Source organism: Brevundimonas sp. Bb-A (assembly GCF_009394735.1).
Classification (GTDB): Bacteria; Pseudomonadota; Alphaproteobacteria; order Caulobacterales; family Caulobacteraceae; genus Brevundimonas; species Brevundimonas aurantiaca.
The window spans coordinates 2,575,293-2,593,166 of record NZ_CP045456.1 but is presented as its reverse complement, the minus strand read 5'-3'; the positions used below and the strand labels follow the sequence as shown (position 1 = coordinate 2,593,166).

The 17,874-nt window shown below is 66.2% G+C and carries 17 protein-coding genes and 2 tRNA genes; 17 read left to right on the top strand and 2 right to left on the bottom strand.

Going from position 1 to position 17,874, the window contains the following annotated elements:
* Window positions 1-83: 83 nt before the first annotated feature.
* From murA to BSP_RS12675, 13 genes are all read left to right on the top strand, one after another.
* On the top strand, window positions 84-1,376 hold the full coding sequence (gene murA, locus BSP_RS12735; RefSeq protein WP_152950566.1) for a UDP-N-acetylglucosamine 1-carboxyvinyltransferase: 1,293 nt from the start codon (window positions 84-86) through the stop codon (window positions 1,374-1,376).
* Entirely contained in the window at window positions 1,376-1,861 is a 486-nt protein-coding gene (locus BSP_RS12730) for a DUF2948 family protein (protein WP_054766061.1), read from the top strand. Before murA ends, BSP_RS12730 begins: the two co-directional genes overlap by 1 nt.
* A complete protein-coding gene (locus BSP_RS12725; protein WP_054766060.1) occupies window positions 1,858-2,325 on the top strand; it encodes a UPF0262 family protein in 468 nt (155 codons plus the stop codon). Before BSP_RS12730 ends, BSP_RS12725 begins: the two co-directional genes overlap by 4 nt.
* Window positions 2,326-2,428: 103 nt before the next feature.
* Entirely contained in the window at window positions 2,429-2,647 is a 219-nt protein-coding gene (gene infA, locus BSP_RS12720; protein ID WP_008261544.1) for a translation initiation factor IF-1, read from the top strand.
* A 17-nt stretch (window positions 2,648-2,664) separates the two neighbouring features.
* On the top strand, window positions 2,665-3,246 hold the full coding sequence (locus BSP_RS12715; RefSeq protein ID WP_054766059.1) for a nucleoside triphosphate pyrophosphatase: 582 nt from the start codon (window positions 2,665-2,667) through the stop codon (window positions 3,244-3,246).
* Window positions 3,243-4,274 carry a ribonuclease E/G gene (locus BSP_RS12710; RefSeq protein ID WP_152950565.1) on the top strand — a complete coding sequence of 344 codons (1,032 nt, stop codon included), beginning with the start codon at window positions 3,243-3,245 and terminating at the stop codon, window positions 4,272-4,274. The genes BSP_RS12715 and BSP_RS12710 overlap by 4 nt, the downstream gene beginning before the upstream one ends.
* Before the next feature lie 3 nt (window positions 4,275-4,277).
* Window positions 4,278-4,442, top strand: a complete 165-nt coding sequence (locus tag BSP_RS12705; protein WP_082382714.1) for a DNA gyrase inhibitor YacG — start codon at window positions 4,278-4,280, stop codon at window positions 4,440-4,442.
* Window positions 4,443-4,505: 63 nt separating this feature from the next.
* A tRNA-Phe gene (locus tag BSP_RS12700) sits at window positions 4,506-4,581 on the top strand.
* A gap of 536 nt (window positions 4,582-5,117) precedes the next feature.
* Entirely contained in the window at window positions 5,118-6,011 is an 894-nt protein-coding gene (exbB, locus tag BSP_RS12695) for a tonB-system energizer ExbB (RefSeq protein ID WP_152950564.1), read from the top strand.
* A gap of 5 nt (window positions 6,012-6,016) precedes the next feature.
* Window positions 6,017-6,451: a biopolymer transporter ExbD gene (locus BSP_RS12690; protein WP_054766056.1), complete on the top strand. Its 435-nt coding sequence runs from the start codon at window positions 6,017-6,019 to the stop codon at window positions 6,449-6,451.
* Window positions 6,452-6,465: 14 nt separating this feature from the next.
* A complete protein-coding gene (locus BSP_RS16535) occupies window positions 6,466-7,179 on the top strand; it encodes an energy transducer TonB (protein ID WP_054766055.1) in 714 nt (237 codons plus the stop codon).
* Window positions 7,180-7,316: 137 nt separating this feature from the next.
* Window positions 7,317-7,393 (top strand) — tRNA-His (locus BSP_RS12680).
* 110 nt (window positions 7,394-7,503) lie between these two features.
* Complete coding sequence (locus BSP_RS12675) at window positions 7,504-8,490, top strand: aldo/keto reductase (RefSeq protein WP_054766054.1); 987 nt, start codon at window positions 7,504-7,506, stop codon at window positions 8,488-8,490.
* A gap of 78 nt (window positions 8,491-8,568) precedes the next feature.
* Here BSP_RS12675 and BSP_RS12670 read toward each other — a convergent pair whose 3' ends face one another.
* Entirely contained in the window at window positions 8,569-8,991 is a 423-nt protein-coding gene (locus BSP_RS12670) for a DUF2147 domain-containing protein (RefSeq protein ID WP_054766053.1), read from the bottom strand.
* Window positions 8,992-9,166: 175 nt separating this feature from the next.
* The gene (ligA, locus tag BSP_RS12665; protein ID WP_054766052.1) at window positions 9,167-11,500 is read right to left on the bottom strand and encodes an NAD-dependent DNA ligase LigA; all 2,334 of its coding nucleotides are present in this window, start codon (window positions 11,498-11,500) and stop codon (window positions 9,167-9,169) included.
* A 117-nt stretch (window positions 11,501-11,617) separates the two neighbouring features.
* Between ligA and BSP_RS12660 the strand changes: the two genes are divergently transcribed.
* From BSP_RS12660 to BSP_RS12645, 4 genes are all read left to right on the top strand, one after another.
* Window positions 11,618-12,586, top strand: a complete 969-nt coding sequence (locus BSP_RS12660; protein WP_152950563.1) for a M20/M25/M40 family metallo-hydrolase — start codon at window positions 11,618-11,620, stop codon at window positions 12,584-12,586.
* A complete protein-coding gene (locus BSP_RS12655; protein ID WP_054766050.1) occupies window positions 12,586-13,101 on the top strand; it encodes a hypothetical protein in 516 nt (171 codons plus the stop codon). Before BSP_RS12660 ends, BSP_RS12655 begins: the two co-directional genes overlap by 1 nt.
* 475 nt (window positions 13,102-13,576) lie before the next feature.
* Complete coding sequence (locus tag BSP_RS12650) at window positions 13,577-15,094, top strand: hypothetical protein (protein WP_227975963.1); 1,518 nt, start codon at window positions 13,577-13,579, stop codon at window positions 15,092-15,094.
* A 78-nt stretch (window positions 15,095-15,172) separates the two neighbouring features.
* Window positions 15,173-17,815 (top strand): TonB-dependent receptor domain-containing protein, encoded by a 2,643-nt coding sequence (locus BSP_RS12645; RefSeq protein WP_054766980.1) that lies wholly within the window; start codon window positions 15,173-15,175, stop codon window positions 17,813-17,815.
* Window positions 17,816-17,874: the final 59 nt, after the last annotated feature.

Below are 17,874 nucleotides of genomic sequence, written 5' to 3'. Positions count from 1 at the left end.
CTCCGCCCTTTGGCAAGCGCGCGCCGGCTTGCTAGAGAACCCTCCCCCCGAGGCGTTTCCTTCGGGCGCGCTTCAAGGACGTCATGGACAGTATCGCCATTCAGGGCGGCGCTCAGCTCTTCGGGGAGATCCCCGTCAGCGGCGCCAAGAATTCCGCCATCAAGCTGATGGCCGCCTCGATCCTGACGGATCAACCCCTGCTGCTGACCAATATGCCGCGGCTGGCCGACACCCGCTTCTTGGGTCAGTTGCTGCGCCAGTTCGGCATTGAGGCGACCGAGCGTGACGGCGCCGACGGGCAGGAGAGCCTGTTCCACGCCAAGACCCTGACATCGACCTTCGCCCCCTATGATCTGGTGCGGCAGATGCGGGCCTCCTTCAATGTGCTGGGGCCGCTCTTGGCCCGGACCGGCGAGGCCAAGGTGTCCCTGCCCGGCGGCTGCACCATCGGCGCCCGCCCGGTGGATCTGCATCTTCAGGCGCTCACGGCCCTGGGCGCTGAGATCGAGCTGGAGGAAGGCTATGTGACCGCCAAGGCGCCGTCCGGCCTGAAGGGCGCCGAGATCGAGTTTCCGTTCGTCTCCGTCGGGGCGACCGAACACGCCCTGCTGGCCGCCGTCCTGGCCCAGGGCACGACCGTGCTGCGTCGCGCCGCGCGTGAACCCGAGATCGGCGATCTGGCGCGCTGTCTGACCGCCATGGGCGCCAAGATCGAGGGGATCGACACCGACGTCCTGACCATCACCGGCGTCTCGTCCCTGACCGGGACGACCTGGTCGGTGATTCCCGACCGTATCGAAATGGGCTCCTACGCCGTCGCCGCCGCCATGGCCGGGGGCGAGGTCCGGTTGACCAAGGCCAGGGCTGATCTGATCGGCGCCCTGACCGACAAGATGATCGAGGCCGGAGTCGAGGTGTCGCCGACGGAAGACGGCGTTCTGATCAAGCGCGATCCCAAGGTCCGGTTGAAGGCGGTCGATGTCGAGACGGCGATCTATCCGGGCTTCGCCACCGATCTGCAGGCCCAGTTCATGGCCCTGATGACCACGGCAGAGGGCGTCAGCACGGTGCGGGAGACGATCTTTGAGAACCGCTTCATGCATGTGCCGGAACTGGCGCGGCTGGGCGCCGAGATCTCCGTCCATGCGGGCGAGGCCCGTGTGCACGGCGTCGAGGCGCTGCACGGCGCCCAGGTCATGGCCACCGATCTGCGCGCCTCGATGTGCCTGATCATCGCCGGCCTGGTCGCCGAAGGCGAAACGACCGTCGGTCGCGTCTATCATCTGGATCGCGGGTTCGAGCGTTTGGAACAAAAGCTCGGCGCCTGCGGCGCAGAGATTCGGCGGATCAAGGGTCACAGCGAAGGGATGGAGTGATGACAGCGGAGATCGACGGCGCCCTGTCCGAAGCCAAGACGGCGGTCGAACCGCTGCGTCTGCTGGCCGAGGACGCCGACGATCTGCAGATCATCTCGGCCGCCCTTCAGGACGCCATACTCCGGCCGATCGACATCGTCTGGGAAAAGGGCGCCCGCACCCTGACCATCGCCTTCAGCCGCTTCTGTTGGGAATGCGGCGGAACCCGCGTCATGTCCGCCATGCAGTTCGGCGATGTCATGGGGGTAAAGAGCCGGCGGTTGCCGCGCAACCCGGACGCCTCGCTGGAACTGCTGGCGCTCGACTTCATCCCGACCGAGGCGCCGAGCGGTCGGGTCATACTGATGTTCGCCGGGGGCGGTGATCTGAGAATCGACGTCGAATGCCTGGACGCCGTCGTCACTGACATATCCGAGCGCTGGCCGGCCCGAATGGCGCCGACACATTTGGACGACGCAGGGCTGGACGAAGGGAAGACGGTATGAGCGCCCCCCACAAGCTGGCGTCCGTCGAGCTGGACGCCGCCACCCTGCCGGCGGCGACGGCCGAGATCGAGCACGAGCGGCGCGTCGCCATCTTCGATCTGGTCGAACGAAACAGTTTCGAACCCGTCGGCGCAGAGGGCGGGTCCTACCGGCTGAAGCTGTCGCTTCAGGACAATCGTCTGGTGTTCGACGTCACGGGCGAGGCCTTCGCCCGCACCTACGCCATCAGCCTGACGCCGCTGAAGGGCGTCATCAAAGACTATCTACTGATCTGCGACAGCTATTATGAAGCCCTGCGCGGCTCCTCGCCCAGCCAGATCGAATCTGTCGATATGGGTCGAAGGGGACTGCATAACGAAGGGGCGGAACAGCTGATGAACCGCCTGGAAGGCAAGATCGCAGTCGATCAGGAGACGGCGCGGCGGTTGTTCACCCTGCTGTGCGCCCTCTACCGTCGCGGCTGACCTCGACTATCTTGCCGTTTTGAGGCATTAGGCCCCTCCATTCCGCCCCTCGCGCCCGCCCGGCGTGGGGCTGAACGCATATCAACCGGGCGCGAGAGGCCGCATGGCTAAGGAAGAACTGCTCGAGTTTCCCGGCACCGTCAGCGAACTGCTGCCGAACGCCACCTTCCGCGTGACGCTCGAGAACGACCACGAGATCATCGCCCACACCGCCGGCAAGATGCGCAAGAATCGTATCCGCGTGCTGGCGGGCGACAAGGTCCTGGTGGAAATGACCCCCTACGACCTGACCAAGGGTCGCATCACCTACCGCTTCAAATAAGGAGCGGCGTCGTTTTCGTGTCGGAAGGGCGTCTGGAGCTTGTGCTGGCCTCGTCCAGCCCACGCCGCATCGAATTGCTGGCGCAGGTGGGAATCAAGCCGGATCACATCGACCCTGCCGATATCGACGAAACCCCGCTGAAGGGGGAGACGCCGCCGCGTCTGGCCGAGCGGCTGGCGACCTCCAAGGCCCAGGTGGTCGCTTCGCGTCGCCCCCAGGCCGTCGTTCTGGCCGCCGACACGGTGGTCGCGGTCGGTCGTCGGTTTCTCGAAAAGGCGGCGGACGAGGCCGAGGCCGCACGTTTCCTCAAACTGCTGTCCGGGCGCAACCATCGCGTCTTCACAGGGGTGGCGGTGGTGCGCGACGGCAGGACGGCCGTACGGGTCAATGAGACCCGCGTCACCTTCAAACCGCTGTCCGATCATGAGATCGCGACCTATGTTGCGACGGGCGACTGGCGCGGCAAGGCCGGGGGCTACGGCATCCAGGGCCCGGCCGGCGCCTTCGTTCAGCGGATCGTCGGCAGCCATCCCTCGGTCATGGGGCTGCCCCTGTACGAAGCCGTCCAACTGTTGCACGGCGTCGGCTGGCGCGCATGAGCGGCGCGGTCGAGGTCTTCCTCGACGACACGCCTGGCGAAATCCGCGGCGTGGCGTCCCGGAACGGCCGCTACACCCATCTGATCATCCATCGCGACGACGACGTCGCTCAGTGCCGTTTGGGCGCGCGGGCCGTAGGCCGTGTGACCGACGTCATTCCAGGCCTTCGCGGCGCCTTCATGGACCTGGGCGCCGGCCCGCCGGCCTTCCTGCCGCTGAATCGGAAGGATCGCGTCGATCAGGGCGAGCGGTTGGAGGTGGTGGTGATCGCCGAACCCCGCGCCGGCAAGGGGCCGGTCGTGCGTCGTCTGGGGCCGGGGGAGGGCGCGCCGCGTCTGCTGCAAGCCGCGCCCGGCGTGGCGGAACGTCTCCAGGCCCTGGCTCCGAATAGTCACTTGATCGAGGGCGTCGCCGCCATCGACGCCGCTGTGGAAGCGGAGGAAGAGGCCTTAGCCGCCCGATGGGGCAGCGCGGCCCATGGCGTCGATCTCGCCTTGGAAAGGACGCGCGCCCTGGTCGCCGTCGACATCGACTATGCGCCCAGTCCCGGTCGAGACGCGCGGCAGGGGCGGGCGGCCGCCAACCGAGAGGGGCTCCATCAGGCCGCGCGGCTGATCGGTCTCAGACAGTGGGGCGGGCTGGTGGTCATCGACCTGGTCGGGGACGGGCAGGACGCGGAGGCTCAAGCCCGCATCGCCCGCGCCGCCTTTTCCGATGAACCGCAGGCCGTCTTCGGCCCGATCAGCCGGTTCGGCCTGCTGCAGATGTCGCTGCCCTGGCGCATGACGCCGGTCGAGGAACGACTGTTCGACGGCGGCGGACCGTCGGTCGCCACGCGCGCCCTGGCCTTGGTTCGGGCGCTGCGTCGGCGGCTGCTGAGCGAAACGACGACGCCGAGGCTGAGCGTCCGCTGCGCGCCCGAGGAGGCCGCCTTGGCCGCGCCCCTGATCGCCCGGCTGGGGCCGAGGGCCGGCCTGCGGTCCGACGACGCCCTGCCGCCCGGCCGGGGCCATATAGAAGAAGGCTGAACCATGAGCGCCTGTCCCATTTGCCGAAAGGCCGAGGCCGATCCCAAATATCGGCCCTTCTGCTCGCGCCGCTGTTCAGAGGTGGATCTGCAACGCTGGTTCAGTGGGGCTTACGTCATTCCGGTTCCCTTGGAAGAGGGGCTGAAGGAGGATGACGAAAAGGACTGAAACGGCGCTGGACAGTGCGAAAAGTGTCGCCTATAGACCCGCCTCTCGCGACGCCGCGTCGGCGCCTGGATAGCTCAGTTGGTAGAGCAGCGGATTGAAAATCCGCGTGTCGGTGGTTCGAATCCGCCTCCAGGCACCATTTTCCCTTCGGGGCTTCCCAGATCTCATATCTTTTCCCGGCAAGCGCCTTCATGCGTGCGATCGTCGCGTGCAATCGGCGACTCGCGGGGCGGATGACCTGCGGAAGGCTGCTGAAAGAGTTAAAAACTGCGCCGAGGCGCGTTTTCGAACAAGCTTCCCCTAATCTACAGATTAGCATCACAAAAATGTCGTGCTGCGCCATTCTGGGCGCGACAAAAGGGCGAGATTCTCATGAACCTTCTCCCCAAAGGCGAAATCCGGCTGTTGTCCCTTGACGCTCCGGTAAGGGTTCGTCAAAGGGGTTGGGACGCCCTCCCATTAAGGCGTCAAACGGATTCTAGGAGGCGTGTTCTCCCGCGGTTCGAACATCGGAGGCAGTACGGGCGACCGCATATGTCTCCATCCAAGAATTCAGCGGCCGGCGATCCCGCAGGGACATGGCCTCTGAAGGAAACATTTCAGGTTGGGGGGCGGCCCTTTGACACGGCCGCACCTTTGGTTCCACGAGTCAGACCAAGCAGGAACTGGCGAACTATGCTGAACAGCAAAAAGACGAACATCCTTCTCGCCGCGGCCGGCGCGGCCGTCCTGATGGCGAGCTCGCCGGTTCTGGCCCAGGCCCAGGCCCCGGCCGAGCCGACCCCGGCCGCCGCGCCCGCCGAAGCCCCGACGGCCATGGCTCCGGCCGCCGATGCGGCCAACCCCTCAACCGTCGGCGAATCCGTCGGCGGCGGTCATTCGGGCGGCATCACCCCGATCTCCATGTTCATGGAAGCCACGATCATCGTTAAGGTCGTGATGATCGGCCTGCTGCTGGCCTCGATCCTGTCGTGGACCCTGCTGCTCATCAAGCTGTTCGAGTTCGGCGCCCTGAACCGCAAGACCGACAACTTCCTGGAAAACTTCCGCGGCGCCCGCACCATCGCGGACATGCGCGCCGTCGCCACCCAGGAAGAATATGACGGCAACCCGCTGGCCGACATGGCCGCCGCCGCCACCGACGAAATCGAAATGTCGCGTCAAGCCGGCCTTTCGGTCACCGGCGACCACCTGGACAACGCCATGGGCCGCGCCACCGCCGCCGTCGCCGCCGTTCAGTCGGGCCTGGCCAAGCGCCTGTCGGGCGGTCAGCAGTTCCTGGCCTCGGTCGGTTCGACCGGTCCGTTCGTCGGTCTGTTCGGCACCGTTTACGGCATCATGAACTCCTTCATCGGCATCGCGGAATCCAACACGACCAACCTGGCCGTCGTTGCTCCGGGTATCGCCGAGGCCCTGCTGGCCACCGGTATCGGCCTGTTCGCCGCTATCCCGGCCGTGGTCTTCTATAACTACTTCAACACCCGCATCGCCGCCTACGGCACCCGCGCCGACGGTTTCGCCGCTGAGCTGCTGAACGGCATCTCGCGTCAACTCGACAAGGGGGCGTAAGACGGATGGCCGCCAAGATTAAATCAGGCGGCGGCGGCAGCCAGGTCGAGGCCAACAGCGATATCAACGTCACGCCTTTCGTTGATATCATGCTCGTCCTGCTCATCATCTTCATGGTTGCGGCTCCGCTCGCATCCGTGTCGGTGCCGGTAGAGTTGCCGATCGCCGTCGCCAAGGCGGCCCCGAACCCGCCCAAGCCGGTCTATATTTCGATCCAGAACGACGGCGACGTCTTTGTGGGCGACTTCCAGACCAGCATCGGAACGCTGGGAGAAGATCTGACGAAACAGATCGGCTCCCGGAACCCGGCCGATGAGCGGATCTTCATTCGGGCTGACCAAAACACCCGCTACGGCGACTTCATGCAGGTCATGAACGCCTTGCAGGATAACGGCTTCTACAGCGTTGCACTGGTCGGCGAAGACCAGGCGACGAGCTAGATGGCGGAGATAGTATGACAGACGTCACTTATCATCGCAGTCGTTACGACGTACCCAAGGCCAAGGGCTTCATGGGGGTTTCCTACCCCGTGCTGATCGTGTGCCTGCTGATCGTCACCCTCCTGTTCGCCCTGCTGATCTTCTTCCTTCAGCAGTCGAAGTTTAAGCTCAAGGAGTTCAACTACGTCGACGAGTCCGTCGAGGTCGAGTTGGTCGAGCCGGTCCCGCCGCCTCCGCCGCCTCCGCCGCCGCCGCCTCCGCCGACGGACACGCCTCCGCCGCCGAAGCTTCAGGTTCGCGTGCCTGCGCCCGTCCCGAACATCGTTCCGCCTCCGCCGGTGAACATCACGCCGACGAAGAAGGAAGATCGGGTCGAGTACACCGGTCCGCCCGTCGTCGTTCCCGGCCCGCCGCCGCCTCCGGCTCCGCCGGCGCCGGTTCGGCCTTCGACGATCACCAGTGTCAGCTGGTCGCGGCAGCCTCGTCCTGAATTCCCCGCCCGAGCCCAAGAGCGTGGGATTGAGGAAGGCACGGTCGTGTTGCTGTGCTCGGTTCAAGCCAACGGGTCGGCCACGAACTGCAGCATCGTTTCCGAAACGCCTGCTGGCGCGGGCTTCGGTCGTGAAGCCCTGTCTTCAATGCGGTCGGCGAGATTTTCGCCGGGCACAGTTGACGGGGTTGCCCAAGGCGGCCAAGCGCGCTTCACGGTTCGCTTCCGCCTTCAGTAAGCTGGCCAGCCAGAACCAGACGCCCCGGAGAGCCATCTCCGGGGCGTTTTCTTTTGTCCCGCGTCGCCACGAAATCGCATCAAGCCGCTTGATCCCCTGTCGCAGGACCGGTAGAGAACGCGCCTCGCGATGCGCGGGCCGCCTTAGCTCAGTTGGTTAGAGCGCCGGTTTGTGGAACCGGAGGTCCTCAGTTCAAGCCTGAGAGGCGGTACCATCGCAGAGGCCGGGCGGGCTTGATGCCCCGGCCTGTAGCTCCCATCTCCTGATCGTCGGCCTCCATTTTCCGTTTTTGGGCCGATCCCCCACATCGACAGGAGAGCGCAGATGAAGACGCGCAAACTGGGTCCAAGCGGACCCGAAGTCTCGGCCATCGGCCTGGGCTGTATGGGCATGAGCGCCTTCTACGGCGGCGCCGACGAGGCCCAGTCCACCGCCGTCATCCACCGGGCCCTGGACCTGGGCGTGACCCTGTTCGATACGGCCGAGATGTATGGGCCCCATACGAACGAGATCCTCCTCGGCAAGGCGCTGAAGGATCGGCGCAACCAAGCCTTTATCGCCACCAAGTTCGGCATCAATTACAACGCGGACCGGTCGAAGCTGATGGTGGACGGCAGCCCCGCCAACGTCCGCCGGGCCATTGAGGGCAGTCTCCAGCGGCTGGGCGTCGATCACGTCGATCTCTACTATCTCCACCGGGTCGATCCCGACACGCCGATCGAAGAGACGGTCGGAGCGATGGCGGAGCTGGTGACCGAGGGCAAGGTCCGTTTCCTGGGGCTGTCAGAGGCGTCGCCTGAGACCCTGCGCAAGGCCCACGCCACCCATCCGATCACGGCGCTTCAGACGGAGTATTCGTTGTGGAGCCGCGAGCCCGAAGACGAGCTGTTCGCCGTCACGCGCGAGCTGGGGATCGGTTTCGTGCCCTACAGCCCGCTGGGCCGGGGCTTCTTGTCCGGCGAGATCAGGTCGGTGGACGATCTGGCCCCCGACGACTTCCGCCGCACCAATCCGCGCTTCATGGGCGAGAATTTCCAGAAGAACCTGGATCTGGTCGAGGCGGTGAAGGCGATCGCGGCCGACAGGGGCGTCACGGCCGCCCAACTGGCCCTGGCCTGGGTCCTGGCTCAGGGGGACGATCTGATCCCCATTCCCGGCACCCGCCGCGTCGCGACCCTGGAGCAGAACGTCGCCGCCGTGGACCTGGCGCTGACGCCCCAGGATCTGGCGCGAATCGACGCCGTCTTCCCCAAGGGAGCGGCGGTGGGCCATCGCTACGCCGAGGCGGCGCGGGCGGCCCTGAACCGCTGAGGTTCTGGCTCTGAACGCCATGAAAAGGCCCGGCCGGAGCGATCCGGCCGGGCCTTTGCTGTTCTGCGCCGAAGAGGATTACTGGATGCGGGTCCAGGTCTGGGTCTTGCACAGGGGAGCGACGACACAGCCACGCAGGTTCAGGCTGTTGTCCCCGTTCATGGTGATGGTGCCGCGATAGGTGCGGCCGTCAGCCGGATTATAGACGGAGCCGTTGCGCCATTCCGTGGGGCCGCCGGTAAAGCCCGAAAGCATGGGCAGATTGCGCAGGGTCCGGCCCCGCAGGCTGGCGTCGCGATTGTGCTCGTCGCGCACATTGGGGTCGGCGCGGATGTGGTTCGACGTCACCAGCGTCCCGCACAGGGCCTGGCCGCAGCGGCTGATCCGCACCTGGCCGCCATTGGTGGGGGTCTGCCACAGGCCAGTCGGATCGCCGGCCAGGGCGGGGGAGGCGAGGGCGGTCGCCAGGGCGGCGGCGGCCAGCATGATCTTGGTCTTCATCGTCGTTTCCTCTGTTCGGGTCGGCGACGCCGCCCGTTGGGCGCAAGGTGATCCCGGTTTTGGATCAAAACAAGGCTCTGCCGATCACCTTATCGCCAACAAAAACCGGACCTTAGGGAAGCTTTCGGCGGCTGGAGCAGCGGGCGTTCCGCGCGCGGACCGGCTAAGCCCCCACCTATCCCCCGATCAGAGCCAGCCACTCGTCCTCGGTCAGCACCCGAACCCCGTGCTTTTCGGCGTCCTTGAGCTTGGACCCGGCGCCGGGGCCGGCGACCAGGTAGTCGGTCTTTTTCGAGACGGAACCTGAAACCTTGGCGCCCAGGCTTTCGGCGCGGGCCTTGGCTTCGTCGCGGGTGAAGCGTTCCAGGGCGCCGGTGAAGACGACGGTCTTTCCCGCGACCGGGGTGTCGGACTTGGGCCGTTCGGCGTCGAGGATCTGGGTCAGTTCGGCTTCGAGCGCGGCGACGACCTGAAGATTGTGCGGCTCGTGGAAGAAGTGGGCCAGGGCCAGGGCCGCGACGGGGCCGACGCCGGTGACGCCGGCGATCTGGTTCAGGATTTCGGACGGGGCTTCCTCACGCGCCACGCGGGCCAGTTCGACCAGGCCGGACCAGTCCTGAACCATCGTCGCCAGCGAGCGGCGGGCCGGGGCGGCCATGCCGGGGAAGGCCTGACTGATCTTCATGTCCATCGTCGCCTCGGGCCAGGGATCGACGGCGGGGGGCGTCGCCTCGGCCATCAGGGTCAGGACGCGGGGCGATATGGCGTGGGCGGAGGCGAGCGTGGTCCAGGCGTCGGACGGCACACCCGAGGCGGCCTGGACGCAGGCGGCCTTCAGCGCGGACCAGCTTTCGAAGGCCCGAGCCAGGACGATGGAGGTCTGTTCGCCGATGTCGCGTATGCCCAGGCCGAACAGGAACCGGTCCAGCGCAATGACGCGCCGGGCGTCGATGCCGGCGACCAGGTTGCGGATGCTGGTCTCGCCATAGCCATCTTCGCGCTCCAATTCCTTCAGCCGGTCCGCATCGCGCGCCAGGCGGAAGATGTCGGCGGGCTCCTTGATCCAGCCGCGGGCGTGGAAGGCGACCAGCTGTTTCTCGCCCAGGCCTTCGATGTCGAAGGCGCGGCGGCTGACGAAATGCTTCAGCCGCTCGACGATCTGGGCGTCGCAGATCAGGCCGCCGGTGCAGCGGCGCTTGACCTCGTCGCCCTCCCGCACGGCCTCCGAGCCGCAGACCGGGCATTTGTCGGGGAAGACATAGGGGACGGCGTCGGCGGGCCGCAGGTCCGGGACCACGCCCAGAATCTGAGGAATGACGTCGCCGGCGCGTTGCAGGCGGACGGTGTCGCCGACGCGGACATCCAGACGTTCGATCTCGTCTTCATTGTGCAGGGTGGCGTTCCTGACCACGACCCCGCCGACGGTGACGGGGTGGAGCCGGGCCACGGGGGTCAGGGAGCCGGTGCGGCCGACCTGGATGTCGATCCCCTCCAGCACCGTGGTCGCCTGTTGCGCCGGGAATTTGTGGGCGATGGCCCAGCGGGGGCTTCTGGCGACGAAGCCCAGGCGACGTTGCCAGTCGATGCGGTCGACCTTGTAGACCACGCCGTCGATGTCATAGCCCAGGGTCGCGCGGTCGCGTTCCAGTTCGCGATAGACGGCGATCAGGCCCTCGGCGCCCTCGACCCGGCGCGAGCGGGCGTTGACGGGAAAGCCCCAGGCCTTGAGCTTTTGCAGGGCCTCCCACTGGGTCTCGGCGAAATCGCTGGAGTGTTCGCCCCAGGCGTAGGCGAAGAAGTTCAGCGGCCTTTTGCCCGTGATCCGGGCGTCCTTCTGGCGAAGGGAGCCCGCAGCGAAGTTGCGGGGGTTGGCGTAGGTGCGGCGGCCCTCGGCCTCGGCGGCGGCGTTGAAGGCGGCGAAGGCGTCATTGGGGGCGTAAACCTCGCCCCGGATCTCGATCCGGTCGGGCCAGTCGTCGCCGGCCAGGGCCTGTTTCACATCGGCGATGGTGTTCAGATTGGCGGTCACGTCCTCGCCCGTGCGCCCGTCGCCGCGCGTGGCGCCGAGGGTCAGCCGGCCGTCCACATAGAGGAGGTTGGCGGACAGGCCGTCGATCTTGGGCTCGGCGACGAAGGCGATGGGTTCGTCGGCCGGCAGTTTCAGGAAGCGGGCGATGCGGGCGACGAAGTCGCGCACCTCCCCCTCGTCGAAGGCGTTGTCCAGCGACAGCATGGGGACGCCGTGGCGCACCTCGGCGAACTGGCTGGAGGCGACGGCGCCGACCTTGTTCGACGGGGAGTCGGGGCGGACCAGATCGGGAAAGGCGGCCTCGACCGCCAGATTCCGGGCGCGCAGGGCGTCGTAGTCCGCGTCGGAAATCTCGGGCGTCGCTTCATTATAGAGGGCGTCGTGGCGAGCCATTTCGGCGGCCAGCCAGGCCAACTCCTCAGCCGCCGTCTCGGCGGTCAGGTCTTCGACGGGCGGAAAGGCGGGAATCGCGCTGGACATGTCGAACTCCCTATCATCTGTTTCAAAGCATGCGCAGCGTCAGGTTCATCCCGTCAACGCGGCTGACGGCGCCGCAGCGCCGCGCTAAGTTGCCGTATCGACCCCGTGGAGCCGCCCATGCCGACCGTCCGTTCTTTCGTCAGCGCCCTCATGACGGCGGGCCTCGCGCTTGGGGCGGCCGGCTGTGTCACGCCGACCGCGACGCCGGCCGGCCAGCCGGTCGCCCCGCTCGCCTCCGTCTATGATCAGCTGTTGGCGGACGTGCGGATCCTGTCGTCGGAAGAGATGGAGGGGCGCGACACCGGCTCGACTGGCGGAGAGCGGGCCAGGGCCTATCTCGTGTCGCGGCTGGAGGCCCTGGACGTGGCGCCGGCGCCGTTCGGGCGGCTGCAGCCGTTCGAAGCCATGGGCGACTCGCCCAACGGGCCGACGACCTATCGCGGCGTCAATATTCTGGGGCTGATCCCCGGCCGCCGGGTCAGCGACCGCTATATCGTCGTGTCGGCCCACTATGATCACGTCGGCGTCCACGGCGGTCGAATCTACAACGGCGCCGACGACAACGCCTCCGGCGTCGCCACCGCCCTGGAGCTGGCCAAGCGGCTGAAGGCCGAGGCGCCGGAGCACAGCGTTCTGCTCGTCTTCTTCGACGGGGAAGAGCGCGGGCTTCTGGGGGCGAAAGAGCTCGTCAAGGCCCCCCCCATGCCCCTGTCCGCCGTCGCCCTGAACCTGAACTTCGACATGACGGCGCGGGCCGAGACCGATGGGCGGCTATGGGTCACGGGGACCTATCAGAATCCGAGTCTACGCCCGATCCTGGAGCCGATCGCCCCGGTAGGGCCGGTCCGCCTCGCCTTCGGCAAGGACACGCCGCAGGACGAGGGAGAGGACAATTGGGTGGACGCCTCCGATCACGCCCCCTTCCATGAGGCCGGGGTTCCCTTCCTCTATATGGGCGTCGATTATCACCCCGACTATCATCGCCCCAGCGACGACTTCGAGCGGATCAAGCCGGAGGTCTTCGCCGCCTCGACCGAACTGGCCATCGCCGGATTCCGGGCTCTGGACCGGTCGTTGGATCGCTGATGCGGCGCCTGGGCGGGATTCTTCTCTGTATTGCAGCCCTGGCGGCGTGCGAAGGCCGGGAGGGCGGAGTGCGTCGGGGGACGGAGACCGCAGAGCGGGCGCCGGTTGAGGCGGCCTTCCGTCACCATCTGAGCGGCGACGTCTCGGGCCAGTATCGGCCGGTTGGGGGCGGGGCTGCACCGGGGGAGTTGGCCGGGCTGTTCGTCGGCCAGATCGCGGCTTTTGAAGCGTGGGAGCGGGGATCGCGGGCGGGCGCGCCTTTGATCCTGACCCTCGCCGGCTCGGACGGCTCGCCGCCGGTGTCGCTGCAGGCCTATGAGATCACGGACGATAGGCTGCGGATGACGGGAACCGCTGCGCGCGGAGAGGCGGTGCGTCTGGATCTGCGGATCGACCAGGGCGCCCTGGCGACCGCCAGACGCAATCTGGGCGACCAGACGCCGGTTATGAGCGGGGCCGTTCAGGTGGGCGATCGCCGGTTCCCCGTCAGCCTGACGTGGTGGAACGGCGACTGATCAACCGAGGGCCCGCGCCGCCAGCCAGGCCGCGCCGGCGATCGTCAGCCAGATGAAGGCGCCGACGGCGCCAGCCAAGATGATCGACCCGCGTCGCCGCCCTGGGTCGGCGGCGCGCCGGTCTTGCGCGGGACGTGGAGGTCCGGATTTTATTTCGGGATCGCGCGACACGTTGCAACCTAAGATAGATTTCCAGATTGGGTCAAGGCCAGACCGAAGAAGGCGCGCCGCCGCAGGGCCTTGGACGAGAGCCAGTGATCCGAAGGCAGATCGTTTGTCGTAAAATGGATCGCAATCCGCAGCAAAAGCTCCGCTGAAGCTTCACGCAACAGCGCATGCGCCTTCACACAGCATCCCTAATGACTCCACTCGGGCAGGAGGGGCGATCACGTCTTTGCGGCCGGGCATGGGCTCGGGCGCCCCCTGTCATAGCTCTTTGACCAGACACGGTGGACTGACGATGACCGGCCTTCAGATGAAAACCCTGCTCGTGACGGCGGCCAGCGCCCTCGCGCTCGCCGCCTGCGGCTCGGCGGAAGTGGCTTCGCCCGGCGAAGGCAACTTCGGCAACGGCGGCAACAACGGCGGCAACAACGGTGGCGGCAACACGCCGGCCCCCGGCACGCCCGCTGCGGATTGCCCGACCGGCCTGGCCAATGTCGGCACCATCGCCAACGGCTCGCTGCGCGTTTGCCAACTGCCGCAGCAGATTCTGGGCAACCTCAGCCTGGCCGTCCGCGCCGGCACCATCTATTCGATCAGCGGCCGCACCGAGGTGGGCACCGACCGCGGCATCGATCCCGCCTCGACCACGGGCACGCAGGGCATCCTGACCATCGAACCGGGCGTCAAGATCTTCGCCTCCAGCGGCGGTGACTATCTGCTGGTCAACCGCGGCTCACAAATCTACGCCGAGGGCACCTCCACCAAGCCGATCATCTTCACCAGCCGCCAGGACGTCGAGGGCACGGCCACGGCGACCTCGCAAGGTCAGTGGGGCGGGATCGTCCTGGCCGGCCGCGCGCCCCAGGCCAACTGCCAGCTGACGGCGCCGGTCACCTGCACCGGCCAGGTCGAGGGCACCAACGCCTTCTACGGCGGCAATACGGCGACCGACAACTCTGGCCGTCTGCGCTACGTTCAGATCAAATATTCCGGCTTTGAAATCTCGACCGGCAACGAGCTCCAGGCCCTGACCCTGGCCGGCGTCGGCTCGGGCACGACCCTGGAATATATCCAGTCGTACAACAGCTCGGACGACGGCATCGAGATCTTCGGCGGCAATGCCAACCTGAAGCACATCGTCATCAACGGCGCCGACGACGACGGTCTGGACACCGACACCGGCTGGCGCGGCGGCGCCCAGTTCGGCATCGTGACCCAGCGCGCGCCGAACTCGACCAGCCGGTCGGCCGGCTTTGAATTCTCTTCGGCGCCCAAAACCACTGCCTATGCGGCGCGTTATTTGTCGCAACCCAAGATCGCCAACTGGACTTTAGTCGGCCGCAACGCCGCCAGTGACGTCCACACGGTCATGCACTTCGACACCGGCACCCAGCCGACGCTCATGAACATCGTCGCCACCTCGACGACAGGTTCGGTCGCCGGCTGCTTCGATATTGAGGATGCCGACACCCAGACCAGCTTCGACGGCAATGCCTCGCCTTCGCTGCGCTCGATCTACATGTCCTGCTCGGTCTCTTATCGTCCGGCCAACGTCGCCCGCTCGACGGCGGTGTTCACCAACGCCCGCAACACCAATGTGACGGCGGCGGGAACTTCGACCCTGACGGCCCCGGCTTCCGGCACGACCATCGCCAACCAGAACCTGGCCTTCATCAACGGCGCCAACGAAAACGCCGTGACGGCGATCGATCCGAAGACGGTCTACAGCTTCTTCGACAGCGTGAACTACATCGGCGCTGTGCGGAACGCCCAGGACACCTGGTGGCAGGGTTGGACCTGCGGCCTGACGGCCGGCTCTCCCTGCTGATCACGACGGCGCCGGCGGCGGCCTTTGAAAGGTCGCCGCCGGTTCTTCGCGTTTCCTGACCCCTTCAAGGCGCAGACCATGAATAGACTTACTCTGACCCTGAGCGGGGTCCTTCTCGCCACCAGCGCGCTGATCGCGCCTGGTCTGGCGTTCGCCCAGACGGCTCCGACCACGCAGACCCCGGCCGAGCAGGTCGAGGAACAGGCGACCGACGTCGGCGAAATCGTCGTCCTGGGTCGCTACATTCCCGAGCCCAACCGTGAAAGCTCCGAAGTCGCCGCCTTCCTGACCTCGGAAGACCTGGAACGCACCGGCGACAGCAACGCCGCCGCCGCCCTGACCCGCGTCACCGGCCTGTCGATCGTCGAGGGCCGGTTCATCTACGTCCGCGGCCTGGGCGAGCGCTATTCGTCGGCCCTGCTGAACGGTTCGCCCCTGCCCAGCCCCGAGCCGCTGCAACGGGTCGTGCCCCTGGACCTGTTCCCCTCCAGCATTCTGGACGGGGTGACGGTCCAGAAGACCTATTCGCCCAACTTCCCCGGCGAGTTCGGCGGCGGTGTGATCGATCTGCACACCATCGACGCCCCGAACGAGCCCTTCTTCAACATGAAGCTGTCGCTGGGCGGCAACACGGAAACGACCGGCAAGGAGAGCCTGATCTATTACGGGTCGCGCACCGACTTCACCGGCTTCGACGACGACACCCGCGACGTCCCTGGCGCCATCCGCATCGCCTTCGACCAAGGCAAGCAGATCAACACCGCCAACTTCTCGGCCGCCCAGCTTCAGGTCATGGGGCAGTCGTTGGAGAACGCCCCGCTGCGCCTGCTGCAACGCGAGAAGACCCCGATCGACGGCGGCGTCGAGCTGGCCGGCGGGTTCTCGCAGGACACCGGCCTGGGGACGCTGGGCCTTATCGCGGTCGCCGGCTACGACAACAGCTGGCGTGCACGCCGGGGAGTTCAGCAGGAAGGTCAGTTCCAGGGGGACGCCCTGGAGGTCGCTTCCTCCAGTGACGTCGAATCGAATCAGAACGACATCCGGTTGAACCTGCTCGGCGGCCTGTCGCTGAAGACGATCGATCATGAGCTGAAGTGGACCAACCTGTACGTTCGCAACACCACCAAGGAAGCCCGTTCGGTCGCCGGCCCGGACTTCGACGCTGGTAAAAGCATCATACGCAACGACTATACGGAATGGTTCGTGCGCCAGCTGTTCACCAGCCAACTGGCCGGCGAACACCAGTTCATGGACGGCGCACTGGAGATCGACTGGCGGGCCGCCTACGCCAAGACGTCGCGGGACGCGCCTTATGAAACGCGGTTCCAATACGGCGTGGACGCCGCCGGCGACTACATCCACAACGTCCAGGGCAATCTGATCTCGTTCAGCGAACTGGACGACGACATCGTCTCGGGCGGCGTGGATGTGGCCTACACCCTGCCGCTGTCCTCGATCCGCGAGGCGATCATCAGCGCCGGCGTGGCCTCGTTCGACAACAATCGCGAAGCCGCCCGCCACGATCTGCAGTTCGAAGCCGTCAACGGACTGACCGACAGTCAGCGTCACGCGCGGGTCGATTATCTGTTCTCGGACTACAACATCAATCCGAACACGCTGCAGCTGCGTGAAATCGCCGGCAGCAACGGCGCCAGCGCCTATGACGCCGAGCTTCAGGTCAATGCGGCCTATGCGATGATTGATGCGGAGATCATCCCGCTGGTTCGCACGACGGTAGGCGTCCGCTTCGAGGACGGCCAACAGAGCGTCACCCCGCGCGACGTTTTCGGCGGCGCCTCGACCTATAAGGCCACCGAAATCGAGGAACAGTATTGGCTGCCCTCCTTCACGGCCACGTGGAACTTCGCTGAGGATCAGCAACTGCGGTTCGGCGCGTCCAAGACGATCGGTCGCCCGCAGTTCCGCGAACTGGCCCCCCAGGCCTATACCGATCCGGAAAGCGACCGCATCTTCATCGGCAACCCCTACCTGGTGGACACCGAACTGCTGAACCTCGACGCGCGGTATGAATGGTACTTTGCCCGCCAGCAGTTCATCACGGCCGGCGTCTTCTACAAGGACATGGACAAGCCGGTTGAATCCGTCATCGTCGACGTCGGCAACCAGCGCCAGCAGTCCTTCCTGAACGCGCCCAAGGCGACCATCATGGGCGCCGAGGTCGAGGTGAAGAAGTATTTCGAGTTCCCCGACCAGCCCATGGCCTTCATCGCCAACAAGCGTTGGTTGGTCCAGGCCAATTACACCTACTCCGACTCTGAGGTGAAGGTGAGCTCGGGCGATACGGTGCTGACCCTGGGCGGCGCCGGTACGCCGGAACAGGCTTCCTTCTTCATTCAGGACGGCAGCCGTCTGCAAGGCCAGTCGGATCACGTCGCCAATCTGCAACTGGGTTGGGAAGACGATACGGCCCGGTCGCAGGCGACGATCATCCTCAACTATGTCAGCGATCGCATCACCGCCCGCGGCGCCGGCATCGGTTCGAGCCGCGAACCGGACTTCATCCAGGAGCCGGGCGTCTTCCTCGACTTCGTGTATCGCAAGGACTTCACCGTCATGGACCGCGACATCGGCTTCGCCCTGGAACTGCGGAACCTGCTGGGAACCGACTTCGACGAGTACCAGGAGCGGGGCGCCAAGATCCGGGTCAACAACTATGACCTGGGTCAGAGCGCCTCGGTGAGCCTGACCGCGCGCTTCTGATCTGTCAGAACCGCAAGCCATCGACGGCCGGGAGGCGAACGCCTCCCGGCCGTTTCGAT